This is a genomic window from Paenibacillus castaneae (assembly GCF_002884445.1).
GTDB classification, from domain to species: Bacteria; Bacillota; Bacilli; order Paenibacillales; family Paenibacillaceae; genus Pristimantibacillus; species Pristimantibacillus castaneae.
Genome location: NZ_KZ614144.1, coordinates 4,738,720 through 4,758,475 on the forward strand (window position 1 = coordinate 4,738,720; position 19,756 = coordinate 4,758,475).

Sequence of the window (19,756 nt, forward strand, 5' to 3'; positions counted from 1 at the left end):
CCTTCCTCTCTTTCTTAAAAAATTCGATATCCCGCGTATTTGTAAGCCATTCGGTAAGAGAACACGATCATAACCAATCCGATTAAGGATTTGAACAGTCCGACCGCTGTACCGAAGCTGAATTGCCCGTTCAGAATAGCTGTCCGATATACAAACGTGTCAATAATATCGCCTTTATCGTACACAAGCGCATTATAGAGGTTAAAGATTTGATCGAAGCCACCGTTCAATATATTGCCAAGTGACAGCGTGCCTACAACGACTGCGATAGGGATCATTGAGGGAATCGTAATATGCAGCGTCTGCTTCCAGCGGGTAGCTCCGTCTACTTCGGCTGCTTCGTAAAGGGAAGGATTTACACCAGACAAGGCGGCCAGAAAAACGATGGTGTTAAAGCCAAAGTTTTGCCAAATGTCGCTGACGACAACGGTGAAGCGGAACCAATTGCCCTCGCCAAGCCAAAACACGGACTGAATGCCCAGGCTGTTCAGCAGCTGGTTAACGATACCTTTGCTGCCAAGCATGTCCGTCAGAATTGCCCCCAAAATAACCCATGAAATAAAGTGCGGCAAATAGACGAGCGTTTGTACGACTCGTTTGAAAAATATTTTGCGAACCTCATTAAGCAGAATGGCGAACGAAAAAGGTACGACTAAGCCAAAAACGATTTTCAAGCCTGAAATGATTAATGTGTTCCAGATTACCTGCTTGCTGTCTGGATAATCAAACATGAATTGAAAGTGCTTCAGCCCAACAAGCTTTGAATGGAACATGCCGTCATAAGGCTTAAAATCCTGAAAAGCCATTATAAGCCCGCTCATTGGCACGTAAGCGAATATTAAGGTAACTATTGCTGCGGGAAGCAGCATGAGATGCAAGGGCCAAGTGCGACTAAATAGTTCCCTCGCTCTTTTTTCCTTTTTTCGTGTTTGTTTTGTTCCTTGCTGCAGCGGTTTGTTCAGCGCACTTTCCACTGTTCTGCCCCTTTCCAAACAAAATTAGATTTAAGTTTTATCAGCTCTCCTGTATGATTAATTTTATCAGCAGTATCTCCTGTTCTATAGACCACGATCTTTGGAAGCATGCCATTTTATAGACTTATGTATGACCATTCTCACAAAAAGAGAGGATTCCAGCATGCGTTTACGCGAAAACACGTTTACCAAAATGATTACCATAATCGTCCTTTTACTCATTCCGATCATTATTTTGTATACGCTCTCAATTCGGACAAGCATCGATGTAATCAAGGAAGAGATGAAGTCGCTTAAGCAAAAGGATATTACTTTTCTTGCGAATGAAATCGATAAGAGCGTAACAACTCTATCTACGCTGGGCTTCCTGCTTAGTGAGGATATTCATATTCAGCAGCTGCAAAATTTACATTTTATTGAGAGCGCCTACCAACGAAATGATGAGAAGCTGCGCATTCTTGAACGGCTTCGACTGCTCAATGTTGCTCAGCGGTGGGATACGCAATACAGTATTACAGCACCGGCTAGCAAGCAGCTCGTTTCAACTAATACATATCTCTCGTATGATCTGGATTCAATCAAAAAAATATTAACACCCTCCTGGAAATACGAGGAGATGACCATTCAGAACATGAAGCAAAACCGATTCGTACGCCATATCGTTAAACCCCAAAGCAAGATCAACGATATCGACAAGGCTGGGATTATCGTAGAAATTTCCTTTCCAGAGGAGCATTTGATCAAAGATCTGGACACATTCAAATTAGCTGGCAAAGGCGATCCCTTTCTCGTGCATTCGGATGGGCGCATGATTAAGAACCGGTCAGCCGATAAAGAAATGACTGACAGCATCAAGACCTTGATCCAGCAAGCGACCGTTCAGGATGCCTCCAATCAAATTATTTCGATTAACGGCAATGATTTTCTTGTTACCTCGGCTCATGTCAAAACACTGGATTGGTATTTGATTGACTACGTGCCGATTGCCGATATTTTGAAACCAATTGTCAAAAGCCAAAATTTATTTTACGGCTCGGTCGGACTGCTGCTCATCATGAGTCTGCTCGCTGGATATTTGCTGTACCGAAACGTTCAGCGTCCTATCGCCCTGCTCATCCGCAGTGTTAAGCGGCTGCAAGAAGGCAATTATGCGACGCGGATCACGGTTAATCCCAAAAATGAGTTCACTTATTTATTTCAACGCTTTAATGAGATGACCGCCAATACGGAGCAGCTCATTCAGAAGGTATATGTAGAGGAAATCAGGCGGCGGGAGGCAAATGTCAAGCAGCTGCAATCCCAAATCAATCCGCATTTCTTGTATAATTGTTTCGCGTTGATCCGGAGCCTTGCACGGCTGGACAAGAAAGATTCCGTCATGCGGCTCGCCATGCATTTATCCACCTATTATCGGTATACGACAAGGGTGGAGAAGCTGACAGCAACTGTTCAGGAGGAGCTTCAGCTCCTTGAAAGCTATTTAGAAATCCAACAATTTCATATTCAACATCTTTCCTATGAAATTAATGTGCCTGATTCCATGCTGTCCCTTGAAATTCCGCGCCTGCTGCTGCAGCCCGTTGTCGAGAATGCGGTGCTTCACGGCATTGAGCGCTTTGACGGTGATGGACTCATTACCATTATGGGCGAAAGCAATGACCGCTATTATACGTTGATCGTGCAAGACAACGGGATGGGAATGTCAGAGTCGGACCTTCATTTGCTTGAGAAGAAAATTATGAATCCGCCTGATGAAAACAGCGGTACCGCGCTTTGGAATATTCGGCAGCGGATGATTCTTCAATTCGGACCCGAAGCCTCCATCAGCTTCCGCATTCGTACGGAAGGCGGCGTATCTGTACATTTAACCTGGCCCCATAATCATTTCGCTAATGCAAATCATTGAAATAGGAGCTGTTACAACATGTACCAACTATTAATTGTCGACGATCAGCCTGATCTAGTAGAGGACTTAGCCCATAATTTGCCTTGGAGCTCCATCGGAATCGACACTGTATATCAAGCTCAATCCGGACAAGAGGCTCTTGAGATTATGAACGCTACTCCTATCGATATACTGCTAACGGACATCCATATGCCGGGCTTGTCCGGGCTAGATCTTATCGAGCAGATCCGCAGTACATGGAAAAATGTGAAATGTATTTTATTATCAGGCTACAATGATTTCGAATATGCCAAAAGAGCGCTTCAGCATCAAGCGACCGATTATTTGCTGAAGCCGATCGAAGACGAGGAGCTCCTTCAAGCAGTAAAAAAAGCCGTCACTGAACTCGATGAGCGCTGGTCAGAGGTAACCTCGTATCAAAGTACGTTAGCTTCATTGAAGGATAATTTGCCTATACTGCGCAACCATCTGCTTCTTTCCTTGCTTCAAGGACAATCGTTCAGTCCCGAGGGGCTGAAGGAAAAGCTCGATATGTTGGACCTTTCTCTAGTGCCGAATGCTCCTTACTGTATGATGCTGCTGCGTATGGAGGATTACTTCTATGAGCAAAGCGAGCGGGACAGCTCCTTGCTCCAATACGCGGTATGCAATATTGCGGAGGAATTATTTGCTGAGGAATACGATCTGTGGCATGTGAAGGATGAGCATGATTATTTCGTGTTTATTATTATGGGCAAGAATGGCAGCCAACTGGAACAGAATGCTTTGTCCTCGCAGGTTGAGCAGAAAGCCGCCCAGCTTCAGCACTATGTAAAGCTTTATTTGAAAGGGACCGTATCGCTCGTGCTGACGAAGCAGGCGGCATTCCCTCAGAAGATGCGTGAAGCCTATGAGCTGAGCTTAATCAGCTTCAGACAGCGAATCGGCAGCGATCGAGGCTTTCTGCTCTGCCTGACCGAGGAAGCTCAGCCTGGTGAAGCCAATTCCTTGTCGCAATTGTATAATCCGCCGCTGCTCATTCATTTGCTTGAGGCAGGACAATGGGAAGCAATCGAGACGAAGCTGGATCTCGCGTTCGATGAGCTGGAGCAGAACTGGGGAGAATCGCATGAGCATATTTTGGAAACTTATTTCATGATCGTAAGCTCCCTCAGCTTCTCTATACACAAGAATAAGCTATGGATGTCAGACATTATGGGCCATGAATTTAATCAACTGCTCAGCGGCCCTAACTTCCATACTATCGCACAGCTTCGGACATGGACCATGGACATTCTGCAAACATACAAAAGCCATCTAAGCAGCAAGGTTCAGCACTCTAGATTAAGCACAGTACAGAAGGTGCAGGAATATGCGGCTAGTCATTTGGAGGAGGCATCGCTGCAAACTATCGCCTCCCACGTTTTCCTGAATCCATCTTATCTGTCCAAAATATACAAGCTCGAGACCGGCGAAGGCATTAGTGATTATTTATCGCGCCTGAAGATGGAGACAGCCGCACATATGCTTCGCACGACAGCGGATAAAATATATGAAATAGCAGCCAAAGTCGGCTACTTGAAAACTTCCTATTTCATCAAAGTATTCAAAGAGCGCTACGGTATTACGCCTCAGGAATTTCGAGACAGCTAGCTCGTGACCGCAGCATACACATAAACGCCATTATGAACGTTGGATGCAATTCGACCTCGGAGCTCCAAATAATAAAGATGAGCTAGCGTTTCCGACATGGCAAAACGTAAATTATGGGCATTGCCGCTCAGCCTGCTCCCGAATAGAGTCTCGCACATGGCATACGCGGTGCGGGGCTCTTCCTTTAGCCAAGCAGTCATTCGGTTCAGTCTGCGCTCATGGTGCTGCTGAATCTCTGCTATTCGGATCGTGAACTCACTGAATGGATCACGATGCCCGGGGAAAGCGAGCTTCACTTCATATTGCTTCAGCTCCTCCAAGCTGTGCAGAAAGGCTGCAAGCGGGTCGCCGTCTTCACCCGGAATGATACTCACATTCGGTGTGATATGAGGCAGTACTTGATCGCCGCATATCATCCAGCCGTTTTCCTGCTCATAGAAGCATAGCTGTCCGTTCGCGTGTCCGGGAGCATCAATCAACAGCCAGCTCTTCCCTCCCAAGGAAATTCGGCTGCCAGCTTCCATATAAGTTACCTTGGGCTGAGGCGACACCATAGCTTTAAAGGAACCTAGATTATGCGCTATCGCTTCTCTCTGTTCACCAGGCATGCCGTGCTCTGCATATAAGGATAACAATTGATCAGCGAATTCGCTGTTTTCTCCCCATAGCCTGACGGTATAGGCATGTGAAGCACGTGAGATGAATACCGGCGCCCTGCTTCTTTCCTGGACGTAGCCAGCAAGTCCATAGTGGTCTGGATGCTGATGCGTTAATAAGATTCGCGTAATATCCGTCCATTGGATATGATGCTTCTGCAATGCCGCATCCCATACCGCAATGGCCTCTTCTGTTCCTAAACCAGGGTCAATAAGCGTATACCCCTCCTGCTCGGGTACAAGATAGCTATTCACCCATCTCAAGGAGAAAGGTACTGGTACCTTTACTTGAATCCAGCCCTCAGGCCATAAGACCGTTTGATCCGATATGCTTGTATATTCCTGCTTCTGCTGCTCTGCCATTATTCAATCGCCCTTCCTGCCATAATCAAACGCGGTGAATGCCGTTCATCATAGCTCGAACTATCATAATTACCATATAATTGCTCTATAGCAAGTCCACATTCCGCAAGATGCAGCTGGAACCACTCTTTATTATAAAGCCTAACTCGCTCCAGATACTGCCGCGGCTTATCGTGAGGATTAGGGCTCGTTAAAGTAATCTCCTTCTGTACCCATCCCTCTCGGATAGAACGGACCTCCTCGATCAGAATTCCAGTCTCCTCATCCCGCCTTTCCGAATAAGGAACTAAATGCTGTATCGTGTATTGCGGATTTAAGAAATCTATCAAAAATGAACCGTCCAATCGCAGCACCTTTCGAATCTGCCGAAGCACCTTAACATTATCCTCTTCTAATGAAAAATAACCAAAGGAAGTGAATAAATTAAAGGTGGCATCGAAGCTGCCTTCCTCGAAAGGCAGCTCACGCATATCACCTTGCACCCATTCAACAGCTCCTTCTTCATCGTGACTAATTGCTTCCTGCAGCAAAATATCCGACAAATCGATCCCCGTTACCTCATAACCAAAGTCCGTCAACGCCAGCGCATGTCTTCCCATGCCGCAGCCAATATCAAGCACTTTCGCATGCTGCGGAAGCTCCAGCCAACGGACCATTTTTTGCACCTCTTTATTCGCATTCACCCAGTCCCGATGCTTATATACGAGCATGTAATCCGAACCAAAACTCTGTTCATACCAAGGCTTCATTCTCATGTACTCCTTCGTTTAAAGTGATGCGTTATGTCATAATAAGGTGTATTTCATTGTACTTGAATTATGTAAAGTCGGCAAAAATTATTCATGATCTGCCCATTAAACAAAAAGGCAGGAACATCTGCCCTATCGAGCAGAAATCCCAGCCATTCTTTCGTTTCGACTTCATTTAGTTTCGTATAAGCCGCTTCGTCTGACGAAGCTCGGATACCGACCCCACACCTATGCCAAACATCGCTGTCCGCAGCTCGAATTCAATACGCTCGAATTGCTTAAACAGCTGCTCCAGCGAGAGATCGCTATTGCCATTAGCAGCTTGCGGAAGGAGTACCCGGCCAAAGCCTGCCATATTTGCCCCTAACGCCAAAGATTTGGCCGCATCCACGCCGCTGCGCAGCCCTCCGCTAGCAATGACATACGCATCCGGAAGACGTTCCCGAATTTCCACAATGCTCTCGGCTGTTGGGATTCCCCAATCGGCAAAGGCTTCGGCAGCCTGTCTGCGCAGCGAGTCATTTGACCGGAATTTTTCCACTTGACTCCATGAAGTGCCGCCAGCGCCTGCAGCATCAATAAAAGCTACTCCGACGCTGCTCAGCACGGCGGCCGTGTCTGCATCGATTCCCCAGCCAACCTCCTTCACTCCTACGGGAACGGAAAGAGATTTACAAACTTGCTCAATTGCAGGCAGCAGCCTGCGGAAATCTGTATCACCCTCAGGCTGAAATACTTCTTGCATGCTGTTTAAATGTAGAACAAGCGCATCTGCTTCGGCAATTTCGACAGCTCTGCGGCACGCATCTACCCCAAATCCATAATTGAACTGAACAGCCCCAATATTTGCAATGACGGGGACGCTAGGCGCATCCTTGCGAATCGAGAAGGAAGCTGCAAGCTCCTCATTCTCGATAGCGGCGCGCATAGATCCAAGACCAATTGCCCAGCCGCGTGCTTCAGCGACAGCAGCTAAGCGGCGGTTGATCGCACCTGCTTCATCCGTTCCGCCTGTCATAGAGCTCACAAGAAGCGGAGTCCCAAGCTGCCGCCCAAAAAATTCGCTATCCAGCTTCACCTCATGGAAGGACAGCTCCGGCAATGCATTATGCTTGAAGCGATAACGCTCTAAACCTGTTTCGACACCTACGCTATTGACTTGCTCCTGTAAGCAAATCCGAATATGCTCTCCTTTGCGCCTTGCAGTAGCTGCCAGTTGATCTTCTTTCATCTTAAATCCTCCCAAGCTTAAAAAGCTGTCACCCATTTCCAACATGCAGCTCAAATATGGCTTCTCTATTTATTAAATCTTGTATTGTTTAATAAGCTCCTCGGCGACAAGCTGACCGCAAAGCGTAACAATCGGCGTTCCGCCGCCAGGATGCGTCGTTCCTCCCGTAAACCAAAGGCCTTTAATATCCTTGGCGCAATTGCCCGGCCGAAAGAAGGTTTGCCGAGCGCCATTCGAAGAAATACCGTATATCGCGCCTCGATAAGCCGACGTATCACGTTCAAGCTGCTCCGGTGTATAGGTAAGCGTAACTTCCGCTTGCTCCAGTCCCAGTATGCCGTGATCGGCCAGATGGCTACGTACAAGCATAGCATATTTTTCTGTTTCATGCTCCCAACTCCATGCATTTGAAACATAGGGCGCATTCACTAGCACAAATAAACTGCTGGCCCCTGCTGGCGCAGCTTCACGATCGGATGCGGAATTGTTGCAAATATAGATAGTTGGATCTTCCGGGGGCTTGCGCGCTGTAAAAATACTTTTAAATTCATCCTTATAGCACTCGGGATAGTAGACGGTATGATGAAGCAGCTGCTCATAGGTACGGCGAATGCCTACTAGCTGGACAAAGCCTGAAAGTGAAGGCTCATAACGATCAATTTTTTTATTTGGAAGGGACGGTCGGTGTTCGGGTGCAATCAATCTGCTATAAATCGATAAAGCATCGCCATTAGCGAGAACGATATCCGCCTCGTAATAGCCTTGATCCGTCTCAACGCCGCGAGCGGCGCCGTTTTTTACGATAATTTTCTGGACGCTTGCATTTGTCTCAATCGTAACGCCCAGTTCCTCAGCCAGCTTGGCGAAGGCTTCTGCAATCGCATAAGTTCCTCCCTGCACACGATAGATGCCAAGCTCGCTTTCTACATGCGCCAGCATGGCGAATATGGCAGGGGAAGCGTAAGGAGATGCTCCGACATAGGTCGCATATCTTCCCAGCATGGACAAGGTATTGGGATGGCGGAAATAGCGTCGAAGCAGCGTATGAAGCGTGGTTAACGGCTTTACCTGAAGAAAGCCGGCAGCCAGCCGGGGATCCAGCTTATCCTTCAGACCCAGCATCAGTTTGCCTAGGAAACGTTCATCCGCAAGCCGATATAGCCTTGCAGCTTCTTTGCAGAAAGCAGGGTATGCCGCAGCATCCTCTTTGCTGTAGCATGCGATCTGAGTTGCGGTTGTCTCGATCGAATCTGTTAAATCAACGGTCTCTCCGCCCGGGAATACGTTTCGTGTAGCCTGCTGCAGCCGTTCAAGCTTCACATAGTCCTCCATATGCCTATCTGCCGCCGTAAACACATTCTCAAATAAGTGAGGCAATGTAATTGTGCTGGGCCCACGGTCGAAACGATAGCCTTTTTCCGTTATCCGCTGCAGCTTTCCACCAACTGTCGCCTGCTGCTCCAGCACGCGTACCCGAAAACCAGCGTGTGCAAGCCGAATAGCTGCTGATAATCCCCCAAGTCCCGCTCCTATAATAATGACCGTCTTATTAGACATAGTGCTCATTCATACGACCTTCCTTTCCATACATAACCCTTTCCTGCTTTGGCTGACAGCCAGGAGGCTGTTCCGATCGCAATAACGGCGCCTATGCTGAATGGAATGAGGGGCGCCAGCCAAACCGACTGACCGCCTGCTCGATCGGATACAGCTTTAACTGCTGTGCCAAGCAAATACCCCGTAAGTGCAGACGCCAATAGAGCTGGATTCCACGGAACAGCTATCAATGCAGCAAAGGGCAGGACGTATAGCACACTATACACAAACAACACCATAAACAGCAGAAGACCGCTTCGGCCCACACCTGCGAATATATTTTTTTTATAGCCGTTCCATACTTCTGAAGCGTTCTGATACATTCGCATAGAAACCTGATTGCGGACATCAGCCAAAACAACGTGATGGCCGATTCGCTTCACAGCCTGAATTAGCGCAAGATCGTCTACCAAATGAGCAAAATTAGCGGCATGACCGCCAGCTGCTTCATACGTCTCCCGGTTTACGACAATCCATGCGCCATGCGCTGCCGAGAATCGTGGATCGGTGCTATTCGATACCAGCTTGATTGGCAAATGACAAGCAATAGTGAAGCCCATCATCGGAACGACAAGCCGCTCCAGCCAGCTTTTCGTCTGCTGATATGGAAAGCCTGTTAGAAGCCCCGTTTGCCTAACAGCAGTCGCTCGAAGCACGGTCTCGATTGCACCCGGCTGCATGCGGGCATCCGCGTCAATAAACAGAAACCAAGCTCCCTTGGCAGCCACTGACAGCTGATGGCATGCATAAGCCTTGCCTATCCAGCCGATTGGCAGCTCTTGCCCGCTAATGAATCGGAATCGCTTGTCTTGCTTAACAAACTCTTCTATTATACGTGCGGTATCATCCTCCGAGCGGTCATCGAGAACAACAATCTCCACTTCATGCTCGTCACTCAAGCACTGCTGGATCGCATACAAGCAATGAGCCATATGCCGCTCCTCATTGCGAGCAGGAATAAGGATGGATAACCGAACATTTTCTTCTGCCGCAAGCTTTGATATCGGTTTAAGAGGGGCTTCCGCTTGACCAAGCTGCTCAAACAGCGGAAGCTGGCGGACATTCCATACTGCGAACAGCAGCTGTGCGAGCAGCAGCACTGCTACCGTCCAAAGAATGATTTCCATTTGCCCAGCCTCCTCTTGAATGCAGTAAAGGCTTCACTTGTGGAGCCCCCTTTTCTAACAAGCATGGTGAAGTCTCGGTCTAAGGAGGGATCTCCGCTCATGCTGCGGAAGCGATGCTCATCCAATTGCCGTTCCAGTACAGCCTCTAATTTGCTCGTTATCGCTTTCTTGTCCAGCTTATCCCATTCAATGGCTATTGGAAGTCCTGCAAGCAGTGTTGCCTCCGCCTTCTGATGGTGAAATAACGAATAATAGGCCGTTATCGGGACAACGACCGTCTGTGGACATTGCTTCAGCACATGGGCAGCTCCATCCTTTAGCTGGAGTGGACGCTGCTCCAAATGCTGAATATCCCCCTGTGGAAAAATCCAAACACGCTTGCCGGCATTAAGCAGCGAGACGGTGTAGCGAAGCGAAGAAATCATGCTTTGCGGCGATTTTTTTTGGATCGAAAAAACGCCCAGCTTCCGAAAAAAACGAAAGTGCTGCATCTGCTCCTCATCCATCATCACATAATGGTCGCCTTCGGAACGAGTACGGAACGCTTGGTAGAGAATTAAACCATCCCACCAAGAGCTGTGATTCATAATATACAATACACTCCGATCTGGATAGGGATCCAATTCGCCATGCAGACCAACGTTGTGGAAATGCTTGCGCAGCAAATACGACTCATTATATTTCAGAAAAAGCCGATCAAACCATCTGCTTTTGCTTGCTTCTATCATAATAGAGTATGCCTCCTTCGAGGACGACAATGACGATAACCGCCATTAAGAAAGGACCCCAAAGCCCGGATTTGCAAGCCAACAGCCCGAACATGGCATGCATGCCTTGATACAGCCTGATCCCTTCACGGTAAACGGAACCCTTCACCTGTCTGTGCTCAGCCTTAAGTGGATATAGAAACGATAGCATGGCGGCCGTAAGGAACCATGCGGCAAAGTTTTGAAGCGGCACGCCATAGTAAGCAGCTATTGCAGCATCGCCACTCCATGTCCAAAACTGCTGTGCAAAGGCGACCGGGTCCAATACCAAATCAAAAGCAACCGCATAGAGACCAGCCTGAAGCGCTCTTCCCATATAGCTTTTATTTGTACATAATAATATAGCGCTCGACATTACGCCAATCCAGGCAAATCCAATAGCAGCGGGTACTCCTCCGCTCCAGAAACGCAGCGTTTCGCTGTATTCATAGCGTCCGAACGGCCAGCCTGTCTCTGTGCCTACCCATTCAAGCATAAAGGTGAATGCACCAACGAACAGCGCTCGAAGCATGACCCTATAATGAAAGCCGCCTAATGATTTTTGCTCCAATGAAACAGCATAAAACGCAAAAAAAACGAGAAATAATCCATTGCTGAATCCAAGCGGCTCAGGTACCTTGTAGAACAGCATCAGCAGCAAGCCAATAGTCATCCAGCTCCAAAAAATGTAACGGATAAGCTTCATGAAACCGCACTGCTCTTCATCGATTTCATCATTAGAGTGCTTATTCCATGCCTTAGCGTCAGTTGATTGATAATGGTTAGCTTCGTTAAAGGCGAAACATAGGCTCTGCGACTGTACACATCGTAGTCATGCGCAGCTACGTCATCCAATATAGCCGCATACATGCGCGCGGAAAGCTCTACACAAAAGCTGCTCATGCGCGGGTAACTGTCTACATCAATGAGTCCTTTTGCAAACCATTCCTGTGAAAGAGCCGTCAGCTGGTTGATAACTGCCCTCCACTGATCGTTAACAATACCGTTCCTCCACATCTCCTCGGTATATCCGTGCTCCTCAAGCAGCACCCTCGGAATATATCGTCTTCCTTTGGTCTGGTCCTCTCCCACATCGCGAACGATATTGACGATTTGCATCGCCTTGCCAATCCAAATGCCCGACGCCGTAACACTCTCATTAGGAGCGTCATGAAGCACTGGCAGCAGCATTTCACCGACGGTGCCCGCGACTAAATAGCTGTAAGCTTCAAGCTGCTCCATGGTGTCATAATGCGTCAAATAATGATCCAAGCGCTGTCCCTCTATTTGCCGGAAAAAGGGTACTTTCGAAAGTGGAAATAAATCAAACAGCCAACGCAGCGCCGGCCATATAAAGTGGCCCTTTGCCGTTTCAAGATTCGTAAAGCGTTCCTCCAGCTCATCAAGCGTATACGGCGAACGATCAGGCTCGTCAACTGCATCGTCAATCATTCGGCAAAAGGCGTAGATGACGTATACAGCTTCCCTGCGCGGACTTTGCAAAAATCCAAATGCTTTATAAAATGTAGTCGAGCCCTCGCGAATCATGCTCTCACAAGCTTTAAGCGTTAAATTCAAATGGCTTTCCAAGTCGCCCACTCCTCTATCACATGATTGGCTAGCATCTTTGCGCCCTGCATCACAATCGGCACTCCTCCACCCGGATGAATAGAGGCGCCAACACTGTACAAGCCTTTAACCTTATACGGAGCGAATTGAGGGCGAAATGCGCCCGACTGGCTCCATGTAGGGGCTATACCGAAGCTGCCTCCCATGAACCACCCTTCATTTGCCCCATCCTGCGGTGTTCTTATTTTTTTCCATTCAATCGATTCGGTTAAACCAGGAAACAATCGTGCCTCCGCATCCGCAAGCACACGCTCTGCTAATTCGTTCCCAACCTTGCTCCAGTCAAAAGTAGAATATGGCACAACCGGAATGGGAGCAGGTATAAGGAAATAGAGAACGGTTTCGCCGGGAGGCGCTGCAGCCTCATCCATTTCACACGGATTAAAAATATAATAAGCAGGCAATGGCTCCTCTTTATTCGGAAAATTCCCACTCGCCGCAATAGTCCTCAGGCTGTCCGTGAAGGAATCCGGCAGCATAAACTGATGCGTTGTGCGTTCTGCTCCCGCTTCCCATCTTTTGTTTACGCCTACATAAACAAGGATGCAGCCGGAGGAAGGCTTGAATTGACGCTTCTTTACCGGCTCCGTTATGCCATGCAGCATGGACGATAGAAAAGGGAAATCACCGTTATAAATGACTGTTTCGCAGTTGTGGCGCGTACCATCCTCCAGCAAAAGACCTGTCACAGCGCCATTTTCTGTTGTGATTTGTCTGACTGCGCCATGCTCCCCCTTGCATACCGTTACATTCTCACGAACGAGCGCCCGCTCCAGTATATTTACGAAGCTTGCATAACCGCCTTTTAAATACCAAATCCCGAACGCATGCTCCGCATAAGGGATAAACGTATACAAGGAAGGTGAGCCTAATGGCAAGCCGCCAATATAAAGGGATTGCAGTGAAAAGGCATCAATCACTCGTTTATCCCCGAAATAGCTTTCTGCCATTTGTCTCATATTCATATAAACACGCAGCTTAGCAAGCAGCTTCATATTGTGCCAGGAGAAAAAGGAACGAAGCTGAAGAAAAGGCCGCTCCAGAAAGGCCGCTTTGCCCTGCTGAAATACCGGCTCCATATCGCGCATATACCGGCGAAAGGCTCTGCTTTCGGATGCCGATATCGTATCGAGTTCTTCAGCCATTCGATCCGTATCTGTCCATTTCGTCAGCACTCTGCCGTCTGGATAATGAAATCGATACATAGGATCGCAACGCAGCAGCTCATATTCGTCATCTGGTATTCCGGCTTCCCGGGCAATGGAACGAAGCATTTCAGGAAGCAGAACGATCGTGGGACCACGGTCGATTCGATAACGATCCCCTTTCTCGAAAGCGAGCCTTCCACCAAGCTGCTCCTTCCGCTCATAGATCGTGACCTCAGCGCCCGCTCTTGCGAGCAATAAAGCGCTGACCATTCCGCCAAGGCCGCCTCCTATAATCGCTGCTTTCATACCGTTACCTCCTTGTGCTTATCCACGCTGAGCGGCTTGCCCATCGGCATTGTGCGTCCATCCTGCTCCAGCAGCAGCTTAACGCTAATGCGTGCCGATTCAAATATGGTCGGCAATCCGCTGCCTGGATGCGTGCCTCCGCCAACCAAGTAACAGCCGTCAACATCCTCGAACTTATTATGAGGACGAAGCATCATCATTTGATCAATCGAGTGCGCCATATTAAAAGCAGCGCCTTTATAAACAAACATCGAATTTTGCCATTCATGCGGTGTTATAACCGTTTCCTCTTCAATCCATTCCGACAAACCGCTTAACTCCGGCTCCCGCTCCAGCCGCGAGAGCACTTGAACTCTGATGCCAGCTAATGTATCCGCAGAGCTCCAGTCCGTTTCTCCGTCTAGATTTGGAACAGGTACAAGTATGTATAGAGCAGATTTCCCCGGCGGAGCTAAAGTTGGATCAATCACGCTAGGGTTATGTACATAAATGGAAGCATCTTCACTCAACCTTCCTTCCGCCATATCTTTTAAATTACGGCTATAATCATCCGCGAACAGGACGGTATGATGAGGCATATCGATTTTGCGGTTGATACCCAGATAGAGCATATAAGTGGAAATCGACCATTTCAGCTTCTGAAGTCGTTCCGGCTTCCATTTGCGCAGCTGCTCTGGTTGAAACAGCCTTGTAATCGCTGTACCGAAATCTGCATTGATCACCATATGGTCAGCTTCCAGTGTTTGTCCATTCTCAAGCAGGACGCCTACAGCCCGGTTCTTCTTCGTCAGTACCTGCTTTACTCCTGTCTCTAGCCGAATATGTCCGCCATACTCTTGAATGACTTCGGCCATCGCCTCGCAAACTCGATTGACACCGCCAATCGGATGCCATAATCCATATGCATGCTCAATATAAGAAAGAATAGTAAAAGTGCCCGGGCAATTCCATGGCGACATACCTAAATATTTCGATTGGAAAGCGAATGAATAACGAAGTCTCTCATCCTTAAAATAACGCGATAGACGGCCATAAACATGCTCGTGCAAATGCAGCTTGGGCAGCGCACGCAGCGCGTCCGTTCGAATATAATCTGTCAGCTTGGCAAATGGCCTTTGCAGCAGTGGCATGACGCGATCAAACTTGTCTTCCTCATCACGCAGAAAGTCCAGATAACCCTTGGATTCGCCAGGGAAGAGCTGCTCAATTTGAGCTGCTGTATCCACCCTATCCCTAGACGGCTCCAGTCTTGCATTTCCAAATTGCAGTCGATAAAGCGGGTTCACTTCGACGAGCTTCATATAATCATGAAGGCTGCGGCCAGCCGTATGAAATAACTGTTCCAGCAAGTGCGGCATCATTAGAAAGGTTGGTCCACGATCAAACGAATAGGCTCCAAGCTTAAGGGCAGAGGTTCGTCCGCCTACGAATGGTTGTTTTTCAAAAATAATGACCTCATAGCCTTGTGCACATAAGAGCATAGCAGCGGCTAGGCCGCCTGGTCCGGCTCCGATGACGATTACACGTTTTCTCACGCTCAAATCTCCACCTCTTTTCTTGTACAAATCCTATACACACATTATACATAGCTATTTCCAGCCTGTAAATGAAAGAAAATCTGGCTTAAATTAGTTTTCTATCCTTTATCCTATTAACGATGGAACAAGAAGTTGTCCATTCAAAAATGATTATTTTGATCATTTATTTGAAAAAAATAATCAATTCATATTGTTAATCCATTGAAGTTCATATAAACTAGAAGCATCAAAACGATTGTAGGAGGCACACTGATGGAAATCATTATTTTTGATACGCAAAAGGAATTAGACGCATACGCTGCCGATCTATTTATAAATACAGTAAAGCAGAAGCCAAACGCTGTTCTTGGACTCGCAACGGGTTCGACACCTGTCGGTATTTATGACAAAATAGTAGAGACAACCATACAGAATAAAATAAGCTTTAGCGAGGTAACAACGTTCAATTTGGACGAGTATGTTGGACTAAAGCCTGAGAATGAACAAAGCTATGCCTACTATATGAATGAGCATTTATTCTCACATATCGATATCCCTTCGGAGCAGACTCACTTACCCAACGGGATGGCCGAGGATATAGAGGCCGAATGTACTCGTTATGAAACGATGCTCGGCGATCAGCCTGTTGATATTCAGCTTCTAGGCTTAGGACATAACGGACATATTGGCTTTAACGAGCCTGACGAAAACCTATCCGGAGGCACTCATGCGGTTAAGCTGAAGGAAGAAACGATGAAAGCAAATGCTCGTTTCTTCGCCTCAATGGAAGAGGTTCCTCAATATGCCATCACAATGGGCGTAGGCTCCATATTGAAGGCGAAAACAATCGTTCTAGTTGTACGCGGAGCTGATAAAGCAGAAATTGTAAAAGAAGCATTGACCGGGCCGATTACAACGAACGTTCCAGCTTCATTGCTGCAAACACATGCACATGTAATCGTACTGCTAGATCGCGAAGCAGGAAGGATGTTAAGTTAAATGACTATAAGCACTGCTAACTGGCTCATTCATAATGTGAATATCGTATTGGAAGATCGAGTCGTTACAGGAAGTGTTATTGTTCAGGATGGCTTGATCAAACGCATTATTTCGCAAGACAGCGAGGAAGCAGCCGAGGATTTCCAATCGTTTAATGCCATAGACGGCAAGGGAGGATGGCTGCTCCCCGGATTCATCGATGTTCATGTGCACGGCGGGTTCAGCGCTGACTTTATGGATGCAACCCATGAAAGCTTTGACACGATTACTAAATTCCATGCTTCGCACGGAACGACCGGCATGCTTGCTACAACGATGACTGCGTCGAAGGAAGCGATTGAAGCTGTGCTGCAGGCTGTAGCGGATTATCAAAAAATAGAAATGCCGTTTGCTGCATTATACGGCGTCCATCTCGAAGGACCCTTTATAAGCGAGAAATGGCCAGGTGCTCAGAACCCTGCCTATATTAAGGATCCGCAGCTTGAATGGATGAAGCAGTGGCATTCCAAGTGGCCTGAGCTTATTCGTCAGCTCACCCTTGCTCCTGAGAAGAATGGTGCGCTAGAGACAATCTCATGGCTGAAAGAGCAGGGAATCGTTACCGCTTGCGGCCATACCGATGCAGTCTACGATGAAGTTATCGCTGCTGCAGATGCCGGTCTGTCCCAAGCTGTTCACACGTATAACGCTATGCGGGGCTTGCATCATCGTGAGCCGGGCACATTAGGCGCCGTGCTTACCGATGAGCGGATATATGCAGAAATAATCGCAGACGGCATTCATGTTCACCCCGCTGCAATCCGTTTATTGCTCGCCGCTAAGTCAACCGACCATGTCATTCTCATTACGGATGCCATGGCCGCAGCCGGGATGCCGAACGGACAATACAGTCTTGGCGGCTTAGCCGTCAATATGAAAGACGGAGTAGCTACCTTAAGTGAAGGCAATGCTCTGGCTGGCAGCTGTTTAACGATGATTGGTGCGGTTCGCTTCATACTGAAGCATACGAATCTGACGATCAGCGAGGTTAGTCGTCTAGCCAGCTCCAACGCAGCAAAGCAGCTTGGCATTAATGACCGTACGGGCTCCATTGAAACAGGCAAGCAAGCAGATCTAGTGCTAACCGATGTGCAGATGAATGTCCAACAAACTTGGGTTCAAGGACGCTCTGTTTACGAAGCTTAATACATTAAGTTCTGCTCAATATAGAAGAGGCTGTTCCCATCGATCATTGATCTTTGGAAACAGCCTCTTCTATTTGCTTCGAAATTTGATTTTGTCTGAATCAGGCCCGGAATTCTCAGATCAAATCCCACCTGGCTAATCTTTCTCAACAGTGTACAAACCATAATCAAAGCAGGTTGCCAATCACTACAGCTCGTCACACGATGATCTACCCTGTTACGTGTACGGAAATGCCAAGCTGCTCGACTTGAGCGGACAGCTCTTCCGTTAGCGAAGCATCCGTAATCACACCACGAAGCTCATCAAGTGCCGCAATGGAAAAGAGCGATGTGCGGTCCATTTTGGTATGATCAAACACGGCATAAGCAGCTTGTGAACGTTTGATGAGTGCTTTAGCAATTTGCGCTTCCTGCTCCGAATAGGTCGTTATGCCGCCAGCAGCAGATATACCGTCCACACCGATGAACATTTTCCCAATATTCAGATGGGCGACCATCCCCTCGCCAAGAGGTCCGCATAATTCAAAGCTGTTATGCCGCATGATGCCGCCGGTAACAACGACTTGAATCGGGCTTCCCGCCAGTTCCATTGCAATGTTCACAGCATTTGTAACGACCGTAATGCTTTTGCGCGTCTTTAAAATCTTGGCTATTAAAAAATTGGTTGTGCCTCCCGATAGCCCAATGACATCACCCTCATGAATCAAAGAGACAGCAAGCTCAGCAATTCGCTCCTTCTCCAGAATCGACAGTCCTTCCTTCTCTGCGAAAGGAAGCTCGCGCACCGTCCCCATGCCGTCATACATCGCTCCGCCAATCGTTCGAATGACGGGATGTTCTGCTTCCATCTGTTCCAGATCCCGCCGAGCTGTCGCTTCTGAGCAGCCGAACCTATCCACCATCTCCGGTATCGTAATGCGTCCCTGCTGCTTGAGCAGCTGCAGCACGGCCTCACGGCGGCGCTGTCCCTTTGATCCATTTCCATCAGCCATTGTTAACGCTCCACCCATGCTTGAGATGATAAACGCTGCTGCACAATGTTCCACTCCGGCAAAGCTTCCCAATCGCCGCGCATTTGCACAACCAGCGATCCATTAATGCTTGCTAAGCGTACAGCCTCAATAGGTGACATGCCTTTCATGATCCCTGCTAGGAAGCCCGCGCAGAAGCCGTCTCCAGCTCCGACTGTGTCTACTACCTGCTCCGCAGGATAGAATGGCAAGCTATCTTCTTTGCCGTTGTCCAGAACGACAGTTGTGTCGCCTCTGCCCTTAATGATACTGATTGCTTTCAACTCATTTAATTGACCAATAATAGCTTCATAATCATCAGTATTATACAATAGCTTAAGCTCGTCCCAGCCCGGTAAAAAGTAGTCCGCATCGGCTGCAAACGGAAGCAGCGTTTCTCTTGCTTCTTCAATCGACCATAGCTTAAGCCGTAAATTCGGATCGAAGCTGACAAGGACGCCAGCGTCCTTGGCGATGTCGATAGCACGGCGCAGCGTTCTGCGGCAATCCTCGCTAAGCGCAGCCGTGATACCGGTTACATGAAGCAGCTTGGAATTCCTTATATAATCCTCATCAAGCTGATCTGGTATCATTCGACTAGCTGCAGAATGCTTTCTAAAATAATGTACAGCCAATCTGCCTGCCACATGCTCACGGAACATCATGCCTGTCGGCGCATCCGAATGAAGTTGTGCGCGGGAAACATCTACACCTTCGCCGCGCAGCGTCTTCATTATTATTTTGCCAAAGGGATCTTCACCAAGCGCTCCGAACCAGCCTACTGATACACCTAAACGTGCAAGTCCAATTGCGACATTGCTTTCCGCTCCGCCGAAGCTCTGCTCAAGCGTTGCAGCGCGCTCAATCGACTTCTGCTCTTGAGGCATAAATAAAGCCATTGATTCGCCAAACGTTACAATTTGCGGTGATGATTCAGACACGTAATATTCCCCCTAAAGCATTATAGAAATCGATATTTAGAA

Annotated in this window: 17 protein-coding genes; 4 read left to right on the forward strand and 13 right to left on the reverse strand. The window is 47.9% G+C overall.

Annotated features, from left to right (window positions below):
- Positions 1-14: 14 nt before the first annotated feature.
- Positions 15-869, reverse strand: a complete 855-nt coding sequence (locus CEF13_RS21260) for an ABC transporter permease (protein WP_102716487.1) — start codon at positions 867-869, stop codon at positions 15-17.
- 268 nt (positions 870-1,137) lie between these two features.
- Between CEF13_RS21260 and CEF13_RS21265 the strand changes: the two genes are divergently transcribed.
- Positions 1,138-2,880, forward strand: coding sequence for a sensor histidine kinase (locus CEF13_RS21265; RefSeq protein ID WP_166742741.1), 1,743 nt, complete (start codon positions 1,138-1,140; stop codon positions 2,878-2,880).
- An 18-nt stretch (positions 2,881-2,898) separates the two neighbouring features.
- Complete coding sequence (locus CEF13_RS21270) at positions 2,899-4,512, forward strand: response regulator (RefSeq protein WP_102713759.1); 1,614 nt, start codon at positions 2,899-2,901, stop codon at positions 4,510-4,512.
- Here the strand turns inward: CEF13_RS21270 and CEF13_RS21275 are convergent.
- The 10 genes from CEF13_RS21275 to CEF13_RS21320 form a co-directional block, all read right to left on the reverse strand.
- Positions 4,509-5,531, reverse strand: coding sequence for an MBL fold metallo-hydrolase (locus CEF13_RS21275; protein WP_102713761.1), 1,023 nt, complete (start codon positions 5,529-5,531; stop codon positions 4,509-4,511). The two genes, CEF13_RS21270 and CEF13_RS21275, sit on opposite strands and share 4 nt — an antisense overlap.
- Positions 5,531-6,280: a class I SAM-dependent methyltransferase gene (locus tag CEF13_RS21280; protein WP_208414390.1), complete on the reverse strand. Its 750-nt coding sequence runs from the start codon at positions 6,278-6,280 to the stop codon at positions 5,531-5,533. Before CEF13_RS21280 ends, CEF13_RS21275 begins: the two co-directional genes overlap by 1 nt.
- Before the next feature lie 175 nt (positions 6,281-6,455).
- A complete protein-coding gene (fni, locus tag CEF13_RS21285) occupies positions 6,456-7,511 on the reverse strand; it encodes a type 2 isopentenyl-diphosphate Delta-isomerase (RefSeq protein ID WP_102713765.1) in 1,056 nt (351 codons plus the stop codon).
- Between the two features lie 72 nt (positions 7,512-7,583).
- The gene (locus CEF13_RS21290; RefSeq protein WP_102713767.1) at positions 7,584-9,077 is read right to left on the reverse strand and encodes a phytoene desaturase family protein; all 1,494 of its coding nucleotides are present in this window, start codon (positions 9,075-9,077) and stop codon (positions 7,584-7,586) included.
- Complete coding sequence (locus tag CEF13_RS21295; RefSeq protein WP_102713769.1) at positions 9,074-10,234, reverse strand: glycosyltransferase family 2 protein; 1,161 nt, start codon at positions 10,232-10,234, stop codon at positions 9,074-9,076. The genes CEF13_RS21290 and CEF13_RS21295 overlap by 4 nt, the downstream gene beginning before the upstream one ends.
- Complete coding sequence (locus CEF13_RS21300; protein WP_102713771.1) at positions 10,210-10,962, reverse strand: lysophospholipid acyltransferase family protein; 753 nt, start codon at positions 10,960-10,962, stop codon at positions 10,210-10,212. Before CEF13_RS21300 ends, CEF13_RS21295 begins: the two co-directional genes overlap by 25 nt.
- Entirely contained in the window at positions 10,931-11,686 is a 756-nt protein-coding gene (locus tag CEF13_RS21305) for a carotenoid biosynthesis protein (protein WP_102713773.1), read from the reverse strand. The genes CEF13_RS21300 and CEF13_RS21305 overlap by 32 nt, the downstream gene beginning before the upstream one ends.
- Positions 11,683-12,570: a phytoene/squalene synthase family protein gene (locus tag CEF13_RS21310; RefSeq protein ID WP_243864380.1), complete on the reverse strand. Its 888-nt coding sequence runs from the start codon at positions 12,568-12,570 to the stop codon at positions 11,683-11,685. The genes CEF13_RS21305 and CEF13_RS21310 overlap by 4 nt, the downstream gene beginning before the upstream one ends.
- Positions 12,555-14,063, reverse strand: a complete 1,509-nt coding sequence (locus CEF13_RS21315; protein ID WP_102713775.1) for a phytoene desaturase family protein — start codon at positions 14,061-14,063, stop codon at positions 12,555-12,557. Before CEF13_RS21315 ends, CEF13_RS21310 begins: the two co-directional genes overlap by 16 nt.
- Entirely contained in the window at positions 14,060-15,598 is a 1,539-nt protein-coding gene (locus CEF13_RS21320) for a phytoene desaturase family protein (protein ID WP_341806253.1), read from the reverse strand. Before CEF13_RS21320 ends, CEF13_RS21315 begins: the two co-directional genes overlap by 4 nt.
- Positions 15,599-15,853: 255 nt before the next feature.
- Here CEF13_RS21320 and nagB point away from each other — a divergent pair, with 255 nt between their 5' ends.
- Together nagB and nagA are read left to right on the forward strand one after the other, a co-directional pair.
- Positions 15,854-16,579, forward strand: a complete 726-nt coding sequence (gene nagB / locus CEF13_RS21325) for a glucosamine-6-phosphate deaminase (RefSeq protein WP_102713779.1) — start codon at positions 15,854-15,856, stop codon at positions 16,577-16,579.
- Positions 16,580-17,764, forward strand: coding sequence for an N-acetylglucosamine-6-phosphate deacetylase (gene nagA, locus CEF13_RS21330; protein WP_102713781.1), 1,185 nt, complete (start codon positions 16,580-16,582; stop codon positions 17,762-17,764). It begins immediately after the preceding gene.
- Positions 17,765-17,972: 208 nt separating this feature from the next.
- Here nagA and CEF13_RS21335 read toward each other — a convergent pair whose 3' ends face one another.
- Both CEF13_RS21335 and CEF13_RS21340 read right to left on the reverse strand, forming a co-directional pair.
- Positions 17,973-18,755: a DeoR/GlpR family DNA-binding transcription regulator gene (locus CEF13_RS21335; protein WP_102713783.1), complete on the reverse strand. Its 783-nt coding sequence runs from the start codon at positions 18,753-18,755 to the stop codon at positions 17,973-17,975.
- Positions 18,756-18,757: 2 nt separating this feature from the next.
- Positions 18,758-19,714: a sugar kinase gene (locus CEF13_RS21340; RefSeq protein WP_102713785.1), complete on the reverse strand. Its 957-nt coding sequence runs from the start codon at positions 19,712-19,714 to the stop codon at positions 18,758-18,760.
- Between the last annotated feature and the right edge of the window lie 42 nt (positions 19,715-19,756).

Coding starts and splice junctions, on each gene's coding strand:
- CEF13_RS21315 (WP_102713775.1), bottom strand. CDS start 14,063: ATGAAAGCAGCGATTATAGGAGGCGGCCTTGGCGGAATGGTCAGCGCT.
- CEF13_RS21265 (WP_166742741.1), top strand. CDS start 1,138: ATGCGTTTACGCGAAAACACGTTTACCAAAATGATTACCATAATCGTC.
- nagB (WP_102713779.1), top strand. CDS start 15,854: ATGGAAATCATTATTTTTGATACGCAAAAGGAATTAGACGCATACGCT.
- CEF13_RS21270 (WP_102713759.1), top strand. CDS start 2,899: ATGTACCAACTATTAATTGTCGACGATCAGCCTGATCTAGTAGAGGAC.
- CEF13_RS21290 (WP_102713767.1), bottom strand. CDS start 9,077: ATGAGCACTATGTCTAATAAGACGGTCATTATTATAGGAGCGGGACTT.
- CEF13_RS21260 (WP_102716487.1), bottom strand. CDS start 869: ATGCTGCTTCCCGCAGCAATAGTTACCTTAATATTCGCTTACGTGCCA.
- CEF13_RS21295 (WP_102713769.1), bottom strand. CDS start 10,234: ATGGAAATCATTCTTTGGACGGTAGCAGTGCTGCTGCTCGCACAGCTG.
- CEF13_RS21275 (WP_102713761.1), bottom strand. CDS start 5,531: ATGGCAGAGCAGCAGAAGCAGGAATATACAAGCATATCGGATCAAACG.
- CEF13_RS21280 (WP_208414390.1), bottom strand. CDS start 6,280: ATGAAGCCTTGGTATGAACAGAGTTTTGGTTCGGATTACATGCTCGTA.
- CEF13_RS21300 (WP_102713771.1), bottom strand. CDS start 10,962: ATGATAGAAGCAAGCAAAAGCAGATGGTTTGATCGGCTTTTTCTGAAA.
- CEF13_RS21305 (WP_102713773.1), bottom strand. CDS start 11,686: ATGAAGCTTATCCGTTACATTTTTTGGAGCTGGATGACTATTGGCTTG.
- CEF13_RS21335 (WP_102713783.1), bottom strand. CDS start 18,755: ATGGCTGATGGAAATGGATCAAAGGGACAGCGCCGCCGTGAGGCCGTG.
- nagA (WP_102713781.1), top strand. CDS start 16,580: ATGACTATAAGCACTGCTAACTGGCTCATTCATAATGTGAATATCGTA.
- fni (WP_102713765.1), bottom strand. CDS start 7,511: ATGAAAGAAGATCAACTGGCAGCTACTGCAAGGCGCAAAGGAGAGCAT.